Raw genomic sequence first — 15,842 nt, 5'->3', positions numbered from 1 at the left:
TGGATATAGATATAAGGCTCAACCTCGGTTGAGCCTTTTCGTAGCGAAACCAATAGGAATACACTGTGATCGTTCGAGATAAAACCAATAGCTTTGCATTACTCTTTGCTTGGCGTGGCACCATTTTACCGAAAGTGTTTCCTGCGCTGATGGTCGGTGTTTTAATTTCAACTCTGTTGGTTTATCTAGCGACTCAACATTACGTGACTGCTCCTGCAGTGCCTGTCATTGGTTTTACTGTATTTGGTGTGATTCTTTCGATTTTCTTAAGCTTTCGAAATACAGCGTGTTATGACCGCTGGTGGGAAGGGCGTAAGCTATGGGGCGCAATGATTGCCAACGCACGGCATATGATTCGTGACAGTTATGTCTTAAATGATGCAGAGCGTACAGTTTTGATGTATCGCGTCATGTTATTTAGCCACTTGCTTCGAGATCGTTTACGGCGGCAAAGTCATACCTATGACCACTATCAAGCCAAAGTACAACTGACAGTAGAGCAGTGGGAGGTATTGGCTACGCATATTAATCCACCGCAATATCTATTAGAGCTTACGCAGAAAGATCTGGCGGCGTTGTATAAGCGTGGTGAGATTAGCGATATTATTTACAGTATGTTGACTAAGCATACGGTGGCAATGGGCGATATTCACGCAGGTTGTGACCGTATTTCATCTACACCTCTGCCATTTTCTTATTCGGTTTTGTTACACCGTGCCGTGTATTCTTTCTGCCTCATTTTACCTTTTAGTTTAAGTTCCAGTCTTGGTTTTTGGTCACCGGTAATCGTGGCCTTAATTGCCTATCTCTTATTGGGTTTAGATGCGCTAAGTGCAGAGTTAGAAGAACCCTTCGGACTTCAAGAAAACGACTTGCCTTTAGATGCTATTGTACGAGGCATAGAGCGCGAAATGCTCAGTTCTTTAAATGAATCTTTGCCAGAACCAGTGAGTGCGCATAGAGCCAATTTAAGTTAAAGCAGTGAACAAATCCATAACAGAAAATCAGCGTATTGCCTGAGCCATAACAAATTTTCGATATGATTGGTTTATTGAGATGTGCTATCACTAAGTTTAAAAGTGATAGGGATATAACAATGACTACCGTGATCGAAACTCAGATGTTGATTCGGCGTTCTGTCAATATTGTGTTTAACGCTTTTGTTGATCCACTCATAACCACCAAGTTTTGGTTTAGTCAGTCTTCCGGCTATTTAGAAAAAGGCGCAATGGTCGATTGGACATGGGATAAATACCAAATTACACATTCGACTCATGTCCTACAAGTCGTTGAAAATGAGCTGATCTGCATCGAATGGGGCACGCCTAAAACTAAAGTTGATTTTGTATTTGAAAAAATCGACAGCATGAATACCTATGTGATCATTCGAAACTATGATATTGAGTTACAAGGTAATGAGCTGATTCATTATGTGATGGATGCAACAGGTGGCTTTACTACAGTGCTAGATGGTGCCAAGGCGTGGCTTGAATACGATATCCAGCTCAACTTGGTGGAAGATAAATTCCCACCTTTTCAATTACGTTCACATCAGTGATCTTTTTTAGAGCGCTCTTCTTTAAACTCAAAATAGTTCCCAAGCTGCTGTTTGGCCTTATCACGTAATTTCTTTTTGATATACAGCACCAAGGCAAAACAGGTGGTGGTTAGGGTTAACATGAGACTGTTCATAAAACTCATCATAGAGCTGACATAGCCAATGGTGGTGAGTCGGTTCATCATCTTGATGACTTGTGGGCTACTTTCAACGCCTGTAATGGCCCACGTACACAAGTGTTCACAGTTATTGATAATAAGATGGTAGTTATTTTCATGCATGCGTGAGCGCATACGGCGAACCACTTTACGGCCTTTATATTTGGGGTCTTGGTACTGATTGACTGTAATCTTACGTCCATGGCTAAAGTTCTCGATGGAAGTTATTTCAATCGGATGCTTTTTAAAAAGATGTGCAAAACCTGAATAATGAATCACACGTCCACGCCCAGCATATATGCCGTGATGCGTATAGCCAAAATGTTTGACTATAAGATGAGCCCCCAAGGGGTAGTGGACTTTTTGTTGTTGCATGCCTAATACGTGCTAATTCATTACAGTTGTCTTTTATCTGTATTTTAAAGCTTCTGCTGGGAATTAGCGACTGTTTAGTGGCTTTCGGTTATTTGAGTTTACGATGATAGAAATAAAAGAGACCGATTGAAAAGGAGTGTCTAGCTTTTGTGATCGCATTAAAAAGGATGCAAGCATCCTTTTTTTAGAAGCGATGTTTATTGATCCACTAGGCCTAAAAGTGAGTTTTGGGTACTGCACATGCGTGTTGCTTCTTCAGTGTTCATCGCTTTCACGTCTTCTTCAAATTTCTTTTTTTGTTCTTTGAGTTGTTCTTCAGGTAAACCCATCTGCTCGGCAAGTTTTTCCATTTTTTCCCAAGACTCAACACAAGCTTTCGGCATCTTGCTACATGCTGTTAAAGATAAAAGGGTAATACATGTGCTGACCATAAGTAATTTTTTCATTGCTTAAACCTTTAATTTTCAAACATTATTGATTTTTATATTGAGCCTGTAAGGTAACAAAAAAATTAGACTTTGTATAATATTTAAACGTGCAAAGTGTACTGTGCTTCATATGCTTTGGTTTTTTTATAGGCAGAGTGACGTACAGACATTAAAAAAGGCACTTAGATTGATCTAAGTGCCTTTTTGATGAATATTCAGTGACTCTACTACTGTAGAGGTCGATGCTGAAGTTCATTTAACTCCTTACGGCCATAGCCACGAGAAGCTAATACTTTTTTAATCCCAACAATCACGTCTTCATCGGTCGCTGTTTTAAGCTTTTCGATGAGCTGTTCATTGGTTTTACAAGAGCAGTCATTTTCAACACAAGCAATTTGATTTTTATGCTCGTTTTGCTGTTCATTTGAAAACAGCTTTTGCCAAAAACTCATATAGACTTCATTTACAACCTAACATAGGGTGAAATATAACCAATCTGTAAAATAATGCAAGTCAGCGTGAGAGATAAAAGCAGCGATCGATGTCGAAAAATTCCGATTATAGCGCAAGGTATTTACGTTATTATGACAGTTGAAATACTTGCATTTTATATAAGCTTATCTTTTTTCATGAAAATTAAAAAAGAAGCTCATTTGAGCTTCTTTTTTATACGGTTTAAGTTGCAACAAATTGTTTAAATTTTTTCCAGCAAAACACCCGACTCGACATGGTGGGTATAGGGGAATTGGTCAAACAGCGCAAACTGTGAAATTTTATGGGTTTGGCTGAGTGCTTTTAAGTTGTCATGCAAGGTATCCGGATTACACGAAATATAGATAATCCGTTCAAAACGTTGAATTAACTTTAATGTTTCATCATCAATACCCGCACGCGGTGGGTCAACAAACACCGTATCGAACTCATAGCTGCTCATATCGATATTTGCCTCTTGTAAGCGACGGAATTCGCGTTCGCCGTTATAGGCTTGTGTGAAGTCTTCTGCTGATAAACGCGCGACTTGAATATTATCGATGTGGTTTTGTTCGATATTCCACTGTGCTGCATACACCGAGGACTTAGCCAGCTCAGTGGCTAAAACACGGTTGAAACGGGTTGAAAGCGGTAGGGTAAAGTTACCATTACCACAGTAAAGTTCTAACAAATCTTTGTTGGACTGTTGTGCAGCATTGCAGGCCCATTCGAGCATTTTTTGGCAGACTTGCGCATTGGGTTGCGTAAAGCTGCTTTCAATTTGTTTGTACTGATATTTGCGCTCAAAAACTTGTAGTTCTTCCACCACAAATTCATCGGTGAGTACCACTTTTTGACCACGGCTACGACCAATCAACTTAATATTTAATTTTTCTGACAGTTGTTTGGCTAAAACCTGCCATTGTTCATCGAGTGGGCAGCGATAAATCAGGGAAACCAGCATTTCACCCTTTAAGGTTGCTAAAAAATGCACTTCAAATAGGCGTTTTGAGAGGAGATCATTGCTTTTCAATTCTGCCAATAAAACAGGCATGAGCTGATTAATACTGGCATCAGCGATTGGGAAGTCATCAATACGAATGACTTTTTTTTGATTGTCTTCATCGCGTTCAAACATGGCATAAAACATATCATCTTCGGTATGCCAAATACGGAATTCTGCACGCATGCGAAAGTTTTTTTCAGGAGATTGAAAAACTTCAAGCGAAGGTGGAGTGAATTCAGCAAATTGAGCTGTAATTCGTTCAATTTTGGCGTCAAGTTGTTGTTGATAAGAAGAAGTCATATGCAGTAAAAATCGCAAACATATTGAAAAAAGAGATGGTAACAAAGTTTGCCGAATTAGCCTAAAGATATTCAGCAAAAGCGTGGGGTTTATTCATGTTACAGATGGTTTGATGCTGTGCTACATCGGAAATTTTTGAGCAGATTAAGTCAAACCGAGTCGCATAAAAAATGCCAAGTAAACAGACCAGGAGATGTTGACTTGGCAATAGAGGAAACACAGTAATAAACCTGCAGTCCCGATGAGGACTACAGGTTTAAATTGGGCTTAATTCAAAGTCATGAGACTTGCATTACCACCTGCAGCTGCAGTGTTAACACTGATCGCGCGCTCAATTACAAAACGTTCCAAAGGAATGGCAGTTTGTGATGGGCTAAGGTGAGTAATACCTACAATCGCACCTTGACGCTCAGCAATCTGTTGTTGCAGCGCTACAAGCTGCGCCGTTGTACCATGATGCAATACCGCATCAAAAACATCAGTTTTGATGTCTTTAATGACATGGAACGCTTGCGCCAATGCTTTAGGCATGCTTGGCATGTGTTTTAACACAAAGCTGTTATCTGCAAGCACCGCTGGACGGCTACCAACTGCAAAAATCGCATTCAACTGTTGTAACTGATCCGCTTCTTGTTCAGCTAATGACAACACTGCATGACGCGGAATCACCATGTATTGGTTGCTTTCACCTGTCGGACCTTGCAGCTCGTAATGATGACCTGAACAGAAGTTCTCAATTTTTGCCAATTTCACTGCTGGGAAGGTTTTAGCTGCCCACTCAAGGAACAATGCAGAGTTGCTGAACTCGACTTGAGGGTTCAAATCAGCACCTGTTGCAAATGGTTTATTCAAATTTTTCGCAGAACAGTTTTGCATTAGGCGATATAGATAAATTGGACCACCCGCTTTAGGGCCTGTACCTGATAAACCTTCGCCACCAAAAGGTTGTACACCGACAACTGCACCCACGATGTTACGGTTGATGTAGAGGTTACCTACTTCAGCATGGGTCATGACAGTTTGAATGGTTTCATCAATACGGGTATGTAGACCCATCGTCAGGCCATAGCCTTTGCTGTTGATGTGCTCAAGTAACTGTTTGAGTGAACCTTGGTTAAAGCGAATCACGTGCAGCACAGGACCAAACACTTCGCGCTCTAAATCATTGAGATTTGGCAGTTCAATTAATGTTGGTGTAATGAACGTGCCTGCATTTAGTTCAGTGTCTTGAGCATCATTACGCATCAACTGATGTACGCGATGACCTTTTTGGCGCATCTTGTCGATGTGCTTTTGAATATTTTCTTGCGCTTCAGCATCAATCACAGGACCAATATCTGTTTTAAGTAGATATGGGTTGCCCACTTGAAGCTGCTGCATTGCACCTTTAAGCATTTGAATCACAGCATCGGCATTATCTTCTTGTACACATAGTACGCGAAGAGCAGAACAACGTTGACCTGCGCTGTCATAAGCCGAACTTACAACGTCGAGTACAACTTGCTCAGTTAGTGCTGATGAGTCAACGATCATGGCATTTTGACCGCCTGTTTCAGCAATCAGAGGAATGCTTTCACCAGTTTTGCTCAAACGTTTTGCCACAGTTTTTTGCAAAATCTTAGCAACTTCAGTAGAACCTGTGAACATGATGCCTTGAACTTGCTCGGCTGCACTGAGTTGTGCACCCACAGTTTCACCGCGACCTGGCATCAGCTGTACAGCCGCTTGAGGCACACCCGCTTGCCATAAGATTTGAATTGCTTGAGCTGCGATCAATGGTGTTTGTTCAGCTGGTTTAGCAATCACGGTATTACCCGCAACCAATGCAGCAGCGACTTGACCTGTGAAGATGGCCAGTGGGAAGTTCCATGGGCTAATGCATAGCATAGTGCCTAAAGGCTCAACTTCTGCGTTTGCATCTAGATCAATCATTTGCGTTGCATAGTAGCGTAAGAAATCTACAGCTTCGCGAACTTCTGCAATGGCATTGGCATACGTTTTACCACTTTCACGGCAAAGTAAAACCATTAGCTCTTCTAAGCGAGCTTCCATTAAGTCTGCAGCACGAAGTAGGTAACTTGCACGGGTGTCTTTAGCTGTACGTGCCCAAATGTCTTGAACAGCCTGTGCATTGTTTAGTGCTTGCTCAACTTGCGCTGATGTCGCTTCTTGTACAGAACCCACAACATCTGTGCTTAGCGCAGGGTTGATAATATTAACTTGTACAGCGCTTTCATCAGCCGTGATGTGCTCACCCATTGGTGCAGCAGACCATTGATGCTTAGCAAACTGTTGAGCTGTTTGGTTCAGCTGAACTAGGGCAGAGTCATTTGCAAGGTCTAAACCTTTAGAGTTTGCACGCAGTTGGCCGTAAAGCTCTGCAGGAAGTGGAATCGAAAGGTGTTTTTGACCTACGATATTTTCACGTTTTGCACTGCTTAAAATGGTTTGAGTTGGGTTTTCAATCAAATCATCAATTGCGAGTGACTTGTCTGCAATACGGTTTACAAAAGAGGTGTTTGCACCATTTTCAAGTAAACGACGTACAAGGTAAGCCAATAGTGTTTCATGGTTGCCCACTGGCGCATAAATACGGCAAGGTACACCCAGTTTTTTATCTTGCTTTTCACCGACTACTTGTTCATAAAGTGGCTCGCCCATGCCATGTAAGCATTGGAACTCATACTGACCCACATAGTATTTCTCTGGGTTAGCCATTTCATAAATGGTTGCCAAGGTTTGCGCATTATGTGTTGCAAACTGTGGGTAGATTTGTTCTGGTGCAGCTAATAATTTCTTCGCACAAGCGATATACGACAAGTCTGTATGTACTTTACGGGTAAATACAGGGTAGTCAGTCATCCCTTCGATTTGTGCTTTCTTGATTTCGCTGTCCCAGTACGCGCCTTTCACTAAACGAATCATTAAGCGTTTTTCGCTACGTTTAGCCAAGTCTACGATGTAGTCAACCACGTAGAAACAACGTTTTTGATACGCTTGGATAACGAAACCAATGCCTTTCCAGTCTTTGAGTTCTGGTTCAAAGCATAGGCGTTCGAGCATTTCTAAAGAAATTTCTAAACGCTCAGATTCTTCTGCATCGATATTTAAACCGATGTTATAGCCGCGTGCTAATTTAGCAAGAGTAAAGACTTTGCCGTACAACTCTTCATGCATACGTGCAACTTGCGCGCGTTGGTAGCGAGGGTGTAGAGCAGATAATTTAATTGAAATACCTGGGCCGTCATAAACATCTTTGTCTTTTGACGCTTGACCAATGGCATGAATGGCATCGGTATAGTCTTTCATATAACGATCAGCATCATGATCGGTCAGTGCTGCTTCACCCAACATGTCGTATGAATAACGGAAGCCTTTTTCTTCAAGACGTTCAGCGTGTTGTAATGCTTCACCAATGGTTTCGCCAGTCACAAACTGTTCGCCCATCATACGCATAGCCACATCAACTGCTTTACGGATGATGCCACGCCCACTACGTGCCAATAAGCCTGTTAAAGTGCCTGATAAGCTATTTTGTTTTGGTGTTTCCATCAGTTTGCCAGTCAGCATGAGACCCCATGCTGCCGCATTGACAAACATCAAGTTACTTTGACCAACGTGCTCTTTCCAGTTGCCTTGGTTGATTTTGTCTTTAATCAATAGGTCACGTGTCGCCATGTCTGGAATACGAAGCAAAGCTTCAGCTAAACACATCAACGCGATGCCTTCTTGAGAAGACAGTGCAAATTCTTGTAAGAGACCCTGTACAATACCTGCTTTACCGCTGCCGCTTTTACGTTCACGTAAAGTATGAGCCAAATCAAACGCAAGTTCATGAATGCGTTGATTCATCTCATCAGAGATTTTGCTGTGGTCTAATAAATTTTGAACACAGTCAGTTTCGGCACGTCGCCAAGCGGTATTGATTTCAACTTCAAGCTCACTTTTTTCTTTGAATTCGGTAATATATTCAAATTGAGTTTGAGCGTCGTTGAAATGCGTATTGCTTTCCATCATATTCATGCCTACATCCTGTGCATACAATAATGTGTTGAGAGATCTATAGTAATTAATTTATGATTACAGAAAGAATGCCGAATAACTCACTATAATTTGTATGCTATTTAGAGATTAATTCAGATGACGAGCCCAATTTTTAGCTTGGACCGAACAGATATCAAAATATTAGATATTCTTCAAAGAGATGGAAAAATATCGAATATTAAACTTGCCGAAGAAGTGAACTTATCAGCGACGGCTGCTTTGGCTCGGGTGCAAAAATTAACCAAGGAAGGCTTTATTCTGAGTTATGAGGCACGCTTAAATCCAAACATGCTAAATGCCAGTTTTGTAGTTTTTGTTGAGATACTTTTGGATAAAACCACACCACATGTCTTGGATGATTTTCGCCATGCCGTGCTACAGCATGATGAAATTGTGGAGTGTCATATGACCAGTGGGGGCTTTGATTTTGTGGTGAAGATTCGTTGTGCCAGTATGGATGAGTTCCGAAAAATCTCAGGTCAAGTCTTGTGGCAACTGCCGGGCGTTAAAGAAACGCGCAGTTATCCCGTGATGGAAGTCATCAAAGAAAGCTCACGTATTCAACTTAAGTACAAACCATTGTCGAAATAATTGAGTGCATGAGATACAAAAAAGGGGCTTTTAAGCCCCTTTTTTGTTGGTCTACACGTTCAATTAACGTTGAGTAGATTCTTCTTTCATTTCAGCCATGGCTTGTTTGTACATGCTGTCTGCTTGTTCAAAGCGTTGTACCACTTCTGCTTCAGGGGCTTTACCCATTAAGCTTACAACTACAATGCTGATCCAAGAGAAGATGAAGCCTGGAATAATTTCATATAGACCTAAGTGTCCTAATGCATTTTTCCACACAATCACGGTTACCGCACCAACAATAATACCTGCAATAGCACCATTCAAGGTCATGCGCTTCCAGAACAAAGACAAGATAATCAGTGGACCAAATGCCGCACCAAAGCCTGCCCATGCATAAGCGACAAGGCCTAGAACTTTACTGTCAGGGTTGCTTGCTAAACAAATTGCAAGAACAGCAACAGCAATAACCATGAAGCGACCCACCCAAACCAATTCTTTTTGAGAAGCGGTTTTACGGATGAAGGCTTTGTACATGTCTTCTGTCAATGTTGTAGAACAAACCAGTAACTGACAGCTTAATGTACTCATCACTGCAGCTAAAATTGCAGCTAAAATGATACCCGCAATCCAAGGGTTGAATAAGAGTTTAGTCAGTTCCATGAACACAGTTTCAGGGTTTTGAGAAACCACAGCCGCTAGTTCAGGGTGTTGTTGGAAGTACGCGATGGCAATAAAACCAGCACCTACCGCACCACCTAGACATAAAATCATCCATGTCATACCAATGCGACGCGCAGCAGGAATCGTTTTCACAGAATCCGCAGCCATGAAGCGCACTAAAATGTGTGGCTGACCAAAATAGCCTAAGCCCCATGCCAATGATGACAGGATGGCAACAGTGCTGAGTTCAGAGACAATATGCATCGCTTGTGGGCGAGCCGTTTCAAGTAAGACGGTGAACTGTGCAGCATTACCATCAATCGCAAGGTAAGTCATGATTGGGGTAAGCAGCAGAGCAAAAATCATTAGGCCTGCTTGGAAGGTATCTGTCCAGCTAATTGCAAGGAAGCCGCCGATACACACATAACTGATGGTTGCAATTGCGCTAATCCAAAGTGCAGTGGTGTAGTTCCAACCAAAGATACTTTCAAATAGACGTGCGCCTGCGACCATGCCTGAAGCACAGTAAATCGCAAAGAATACTAAAATAACGACAGCTGAGATCATACGTAAGATACGTTTGCGATCTGCGAAACGACCTGTGAAATAATCAGGCAGGGTGAGGGCATTGTTTTGGACTTCAGTATGCACACGTAAACGTCCTGCAACCAATAACCAGTTGAGCCATGCACCAATTATTAGACCTACGGCAATCCACGCTTCAGACAAACCAGACAAATAAATTGCACCCGGTAAGCCCATCAGTAACCAGCCACTCATGTCTGATGCACCTGCAGAAAGCGCAGTAACTACACTTCCTAAGCTACGACCACCTAAGATGTAATCATCAAAGTTGTTTGTGGACTTGTATGCATACAAACCGATGCCAACCATGGCAATGATATAAACTAAAAATGTGACGAGGGTGGGGTTAATTTGACTCATAGGCATTCCTTGGCAAAATCCGACTTGGGAGATTTTTTAATCGCTTTGTTTGAGACGGCGATTCAAGCATAAAAATAAAATTACACTCTGTAACAGTTGTGAGGTGTTTTTGTATATTTTGTGTAATTATTAATTGTTTTTTAAAATTAAACAATAAGTTGTTGAAAATATGCTGTTTATTGGTTAATTATTATTCTTTTTTTATAGGGTAAATGAGATTCTAAGCTTTTATTTCGTAAAATCAGCAGACTAGTTATAATTTTTGATTTTTTATTACTTACGCAAAATTACATTGCCTGCAGAATAGGCACATTTCCATATAAAATGTTTCATTTATGAAATGTATTTACAGCAATAAAATAGGTGAAAAAGACGAATATTTCACCATTAACCTAATTCGGTTAGAGCATTCTTGCTTTGAGAGCATTGGAAAACTTTTAAATTTCTAATTAGAAAATAAGAATTCAATGGCATTTTCTGCATGCTTTGGCGTAAATAAAAATAGAGTCGGCATAAATTAACTGCACATTGGGCAAAAATCTCTCCTGAAATTATGTAGGCCATTGCAGTGGCATGTGAGCAATTGAGCCAACCACCTGAAAGTTGGTTATACGCTTTTCCCTTGCATCTAACCATAGATGCCTATCAAGGTGGAGCGGGTACTTCAATTAAATGAATAGCAACGAAGTGCAGGCCAATCTTGCATTGGAACATCTATCACTTCCTCAAGGTAAATATGATTTTATATTTCAAAACGATCATATCACTTAATCTCAATCGAATAATGATGTCTATCCAACGGCGCTGCGTTTTAGTCACTTATTAATGGTATTGCAGCCTTAAATACCAAATGCATTAAAGCCAATGAACAAGTATGCTTTGATGCAGTTATGGCTAGTATTGTGACTTTGTTTGAGCTATTTTAGGTCATGCGAAATGTGGTGAAATGGGTAAACAGTGTATCGTGGAAAATAAAAAAATCAGTAAGCGGTATTGGAGTAAGGGTTACTTACTCAAGAACCGTTAGGTCGCATTTTCTCATTTGAAACTTGGCTGCTGAGGTGACGCCTACGGTTGTACCTTTAGCATAAGTTAGCTAGAACATTTATAACTATATATAAGTATAAAAGCAGTCAGTCAGTTGCTTTTATACTTTTAAACCAATCCGTGCTAACAAAATGTGGCAGTTAGAATTACAATAAGCCTGAGTGAAGAACCCTGTAGATGTCTATGCTGAATAAATTGAGCCAATTATTTAAATTAAAGAAAGATGCACCAGAACAACTTTTCTTGCAGCAGCACCAGATTGAATATGATGATGAAAAAGGCTTTATTATTGAGGGTATCGTGCTAAATGCCATACATGCTGAACGCTTAACCTATTTTTCAAATCGTAGAATTAGTCAGTTTGATGACCTCAATGCACTTTTTTATAGTGCGATGTTAATCAATGAAAAAATTGACTTGGAAATTGCCAATGAGCGATTTGTCGCACGTTTAGGTAATACTCTAGAAAACTTAACTGAGTTTAAGCGAATGATTAAGCTACTCAATGACTATTATTACCAGTTTATACGTGACAAAAAATAAGTCTTTTAAAAACTATAAATTCGAGTTGTAAAAAGGACTTAGCGCTAGATTGATGTTGTTCTTGTCGTGAAAAATAACATGCGGCGAGAGGACATCATGCTAGTATATGACGCATGTTTTTAAACGCTAAAGTCATGTCCATGTTCCAAGAAGAAATCTCCCAACTGAATGTGCAACAACTAAAAGCAGGCGAAAAACGTTGGCTGGGAAATTTGCTCGGCTCTTCAGCTGCATTATTTATTCAAACGTTAAGTACACAAAATAAAAAGCTCTTTGTAGTTGTGGCAAAAAATAATCAACACTTAGCACAACTCGAAAGTGAATTTGAATTTTACGGTATTCGACCGACCATTTTTCCAGACTGGGAAATTCTGCCTTATGATCGTTTATCTCCTCATCAAGATATTGTATCTGAGCGTCTCGCAATTTTATCCAATATGCCGCAAACAGGCGTCTTACTGATTTCGGCTTCGACCTTGGCGCAGCGTGTAGCGCCGACTTCGTGGGTGTTGGGAGAACACTTTGATATTCACGTTGGTCAAAAGTTTGAATTGGAACAGCAAAAGAAGCGTTTGATTCAAGCAGGCTATCATTTGGTCGATACAGTATATGACCATGGTGAATTTGCGGTTCGGGGTAGCATTATGGATATCTATGCCTCAGGTCAAGCTGCCCCAATTCGCATAGATTTGTTTGATGATGAAATTGAAACCCTCAAATTTTTTGATCCTGAAACGCAGCGTACTACGCAAAACTTAAAACAATTTTCCGTATTACCGGCTAAAGAGTTTCCTTTAAAAGAGGCACGCAGCATCTTTCGTGATCGTTATGCAGAAATGTTTCCGACGGCAAATCCAAAGAAAAATCCAATTTATCAGGATGTGTTAGAAGGGATTGCATCACCAGGTATCGAATTCTATTTCCCACTCTTTTTCAGTGCTGCGCAGATGGAAGCTCAAAGTACACTGCTTTCGTATTTACCAAGTCATTCCATTGTCATTACAGATAAGCAAGTTGATGATGGTTTAGACAGTTTTTGGAAAGAAATCGATCGACGTTATGAAGACCGTCGTCATAATGTTGACCAGCCAATTTTAGCCCCTAACCAGCTTTTTATTTCGACCAATCAAGTTTTAGAACAGCTCAATACCTTTCCCCGCATTATTGCCTCAGTCGAGGCTTTTGATCTAAAAGCGGGTGTGACCAATTTAAACACTGAGCTTCCACCACGTTTAGCGGTCGATCCTAAACATGAAAAGCCCTTTCATGCGGTTAAACAGTATATTGATGCTGCTAACCATCCAGTATTACTGGTTGCTGAAAGCGCGGGACGTCGTGAAACTTTAAAAGATGCCTTGCGCGCCACATTGGGAGAGATTCCTAATGTTGAGAATTTTGCTGAATTTCAAAAATCCTTGCATGCCATTGCAATTACCAGTGCGCCATTAGAGCGTGGCTTGGTATTAAAAGACAGCATTAGTATCATTTCTGAAAATCAGTTGTATGAACATCGTGTTGTACAGCGTCGTCGTAAACGTCAGCAAGAGGTTTCCGAAGAGTTTCTCATCCGAAGCTTGACTGAGTTGAGTATGGGCGCGCCAGTGGTGCACATCGACTATGGTGTGGGGCGTTATGCGGGCTTAGTTACTTTAAGCATTGATGATCAAGACTACGAGTTCTTGCAGCTCGATTATGCGGATGCTGCCAAAGTTTATGTTCCTGTCACCAATTTACATTTGATCAGCCGTTATAGTGGCGGCGACCCAGACCTAGCACCCTTGCATAAACTGGGTACTGATGCTTGGAGCAAAGCAAAGCGTAAAGCGTTGGAGCAAATCCATGATGTAGCAGCGGAGTTATTGCATATCCAAGCCCGTCGCCAAGCCAAACCAGGTTTTGGTTTTGAGCTAGATCAAGGTCAATATATGCAGTTTGCTAGTGGCTTTGCCTATGAGGAAACACTCGATCAAGCCAATGCCATTGAAGCGACTTTGTATGATATGCAATTGGCTAAACCGATGGATCGCTTGGTCTGTGGCGATGTGGGCTTTGGTAAAACCGAAGTTGCGATGCGCGCAGCATTTTTAGCGGTACAGAACAACAAACAAGTGGCTGTTTTGGTGCCGACGACGTTGCTGGCCCAACAGCATTATGAGTCTTTTAAAGACCGTTTTGCAGACTGGCCTATTCGTATCGAAGTTTTATCACGTTTTGGCAGTAGTAAATCACATACGAAAACGATTGAGGATTTAGCTGAGGGCAAAGTCGACATCGTGATTGGTACGCATAAAATTTTACAAGAAAGTGTCCAGTTTAAAGACTTAGGCTTGATGATTGTGGATGAAGAACACCGCTTCGGTGTACGTGATAAAGAGCGGATTAAAGCCATGCGTGCAGATGTGGACATGTTGACTCTGACTGCAACTCCAATTCCACGGACTTTAAATATGGCCTTTAGTGGCATGCGCGATCTATCGATTATTGCCACACCACCTGCACGACGTTTAGCGGTAAAAACTTTTGTGCAAGAACATACGGGTGATTCAGTTAAAGAAGCCATCTTGCGTGAGTTACTGCGTGGTGGACAAGTTTATTTCCTACATAATGAAGTAGAAACTATTGAGCGTGCAGCGGAGACTCTTCGAGAGCTGGTCCCTGAGGCACGTGTGGCTGTTGCACATGGTCAAATGCGTGAACGCGAGTTAGAACAAGTCATGCAGCAGTTTTACCATAAAGAATATAACGTGCTGGTCTGCTCAACCATTATTGAAACAGGGATTGATGTTCCGAATGCCAATACCATTTTAATTGAGCGGGCAGATAAGCTAGGTTTAGCGCAGTTGCATCAACTACGTGGGCGTGTAGGGCGCTCGCATCACCAAGCCTATGCCTATCTGTTGGTGCCATCCATCAAAGGATTAAAAGGCGATGCTGAAAAACGTCTAGATGCGATTCAGCGGGCATCGACATTAGGCGCGGGTTTTATGTTAGCGACGGAAGACTTGGAAATTCGTGGAGCGGGTGAGTTACTCGGCGAGCAACAAAGTGGATCCATGCAAGCGATTGGCTATAGTTTATATATGGAGATGCTTGAAAAGGCGACCAAAGCCATTCAAAAGGGCAAAACACCGAATTTCGATGCGCCACTCTCACTGACCGCAGAAATCAATTTACATATGCCGGCTTTGATTCCAGATGAATATCTGGGAGATGTCCATCAGCGTTTATTGTTCTATAAGCGCATTAGTAATACGGACAGTCAGGAAAAACTCGATAACATTCGTATGGAGTTGATTGACCGTTTTGGGATACCACCACAACCTGTGAAGCAGCTTTTTGCTGTGCATCAGATGCGTTTGAAAGCGGAAACACTGGGCATTACCAAAGTCGATATTGCTGCCAATGGTGGTGCGATTGAATTCTCACCAGATACTCCCGTTCAGGCGATTAGTATTATTCAGATGATGCAGAAACATCCGACCTTTTTTAGGATGGAGGGTGGTCAGCGCTTAAAGGTGATGGTAATGCTAGAGGAATATGAAAAACGGATTCAATTTATCAATGACTTATTGGAAAGTTTGTTGAAAGAATTGCATTAAAATTTATCTTTAATTTGCTGTGATTTCATACAGATATCAGGTCTTTCTTGCCGACTTGCGCTATAAAAAGAAAGACTTGATTTTTTGATGAAATTTATTAAAGTAATAAATGTGATGTAGTTCAAAGTAAAACGT

At 41.2% G+C, this 15,842-nt stretch carries 11 protein-coding genes and 1 pseudogene; 6 read left to right on the top strand and 6 right to left on the bottom strand.

The annotated features are described in order from the left end of the window. The first annotated feature begins 65 nt into the window (after nt 1–65). Entirely contained in the window at nt 66–977 is a 912-nt protein-coding gene (locus AC0KVP_RS09475; protein WP_473336272.1) for a bestrophin family protein, read from the top strand. Nucleotides 978–1,096: 119 nt separating this feature from the next. Beyond that, entirely contained in the window at nt 1,097–1,558 is a 462-nt protein-coding gene (locus AC0KVP_RS09470; protein WP_004696977.1) for an SRPBCC domain-containing protein, read from the top strand. Here AC0KVP_RS09470 and AC0KVP_RS09465 read toward each other — a convergent pair. The 5 genes from AC0KVP_RS09465 to putA all read right to left on the bottom strand — a co-directional run bounded on the left by AC0KVP_RS09465 (nt 1,552) and on the right by putA (nt 8,319). Next, nucleotides 1,552–2,091, bottom strand: a complete 540-nt coding sequence (locus tag AC0KVP_RS09465) for a lecithin retinol acyltransferase family protein (RefSeq protein ID WP_078426565.1) — start codon at nt 2,089–2,091, stop codon at nt 1,552–1,554. The two genes, AC0KVP_RS09470 and AC0KVP_RS09465, sit on opposite strands and share 7 nt — an antisense overlap. 197 nt (nt 2,092–2,288) lie before the next feature. Further along, the gene (locus AC0KVP_RS09460) at nt 2,289–2,537 is read right to left on the bottom strand and encodes a hypothetical protein (protein ID WP_078426558.1); all 249 of its coding nucleotides are present in this window, start codon (nt 2,535–2,537) and stop codon (nt 2,289–2,291) included. Nucleotides 2,538–2,746: 209 nt separating this feature from the next. Continuing rightward, nucleotides 2,747–2,971: a hypothetical protein gene (locus AC0KVP_RS09455; protein ID WP_004984703.1), complete on the bottom strand. Its 225-nt coding sequence runs from the start codon at nt 2,969–2,971 to the stop codon at nt 2,747–2,749. Between the two features lie 242 nt (nt 2,972–3,213). Further along, nucleotides 3,214–4,296 (bottom strand): tRNA (uridine(54)-C5)-methyltransferase TrmA, encoded by a 1,083-nt coding sequence (gene trmA / locus AC0KVP_RS09450; protein WP_473336269.1) that lies wholly within the window; start codon nt 4,294–4,296, stop codon nt 3,214–3,216. A gap of 267 nt (nt 4,297–4,563) precedes the next feature. Beyond that, complete coding sequence (gene putA / locus AC0KVP_RS09445; protein ID WP_473336267.1) at nt 4,564–8,319, bottom strand: trifunctional transcriptional regulator/proline dehydrogenase/L-glutamate gamma-semialdehyde dehydrogenase; 3,756 nt, start codon at nt 8,317–8,319, stop codon at nt 4,564–4,566. Between the two features lie 117 nt (nt 8,320–8,436). On the opposite strand from putA, the gene AC0KVP_RS09440 reads away from it, so the two are divergent. Then, a complete protein-coding gene (locus AC0KVP_RS09440) occupies nt 8,437–8,931 on the top strand; it encodes an Lrp/AsnC ligand binding domain-containing protein (protein ID WP_087528326.1) in 495 nt (164 codons plus the stop codon). A 63-nt stretch (nt 8,932–8,994) separates the two neighbouring features. Here the strand turns inward: AC0KVP_RS09440 and putP are convergent, their stop codons facing one another. Continuing rightward, entirely contained in the window at nt 8,995–10,518 is a 1,524-nt protein-coding gene (putP, locus tag AC0KVP_RS09435) for a sodium/proline symporter PutP (RefSeq protein ID WP_078388843.1), read from the bottom strand. A gap of 559 nt (nt 10,519–11,077) precedes the next feature. On the opposite strand from putP, the pseudogene aspA reads away from it, so the two are divergent. The 3 genes and pseudogenes from aspA to mfd form a co-directional block, all read left to right on the top strand. After that, nucleotides 11,078–11,286, top strand: a pseudogene (aspA, locus tag AC0KVP_RS09430) (aspartate ammonia-lyase); the annotation flags it as partial. Nucleotides 11,287–11,742: 456 nt separating this feature from the next. Continuing rightward, nucleotides 11,743–12,108, top strand: a complete 366-nt coding sequence (locus tag AC0KVP_RS09425) for a hypothetical protein (RefSeq protein WP_473336263.1) — start codon at nt 11,743–11,745, stop codon at nt 12,106–12,108. Nucleotides 12,109–12,248: 140 nt separating this feature from the next. Then, a complete protein-coding gene (mfd, locus tag AC0KVP_RS09420; RefSeq protein ID WP_473340484.1) occupies nt 12,249–15,707 on the top strand; it encodes a transcription-repair coupling factor in 3,459 nt (1,152 codons plus the stop codon). Nucleotides 15,708–15,842 lie beyond the last annotated feature (135 nt).

Source organism: Acinetobacter sp. DL27 (assembly GCF_055810995.1).
This window is presented reverse-complemented; position numbering and strand designations above follow the sequence as displayed.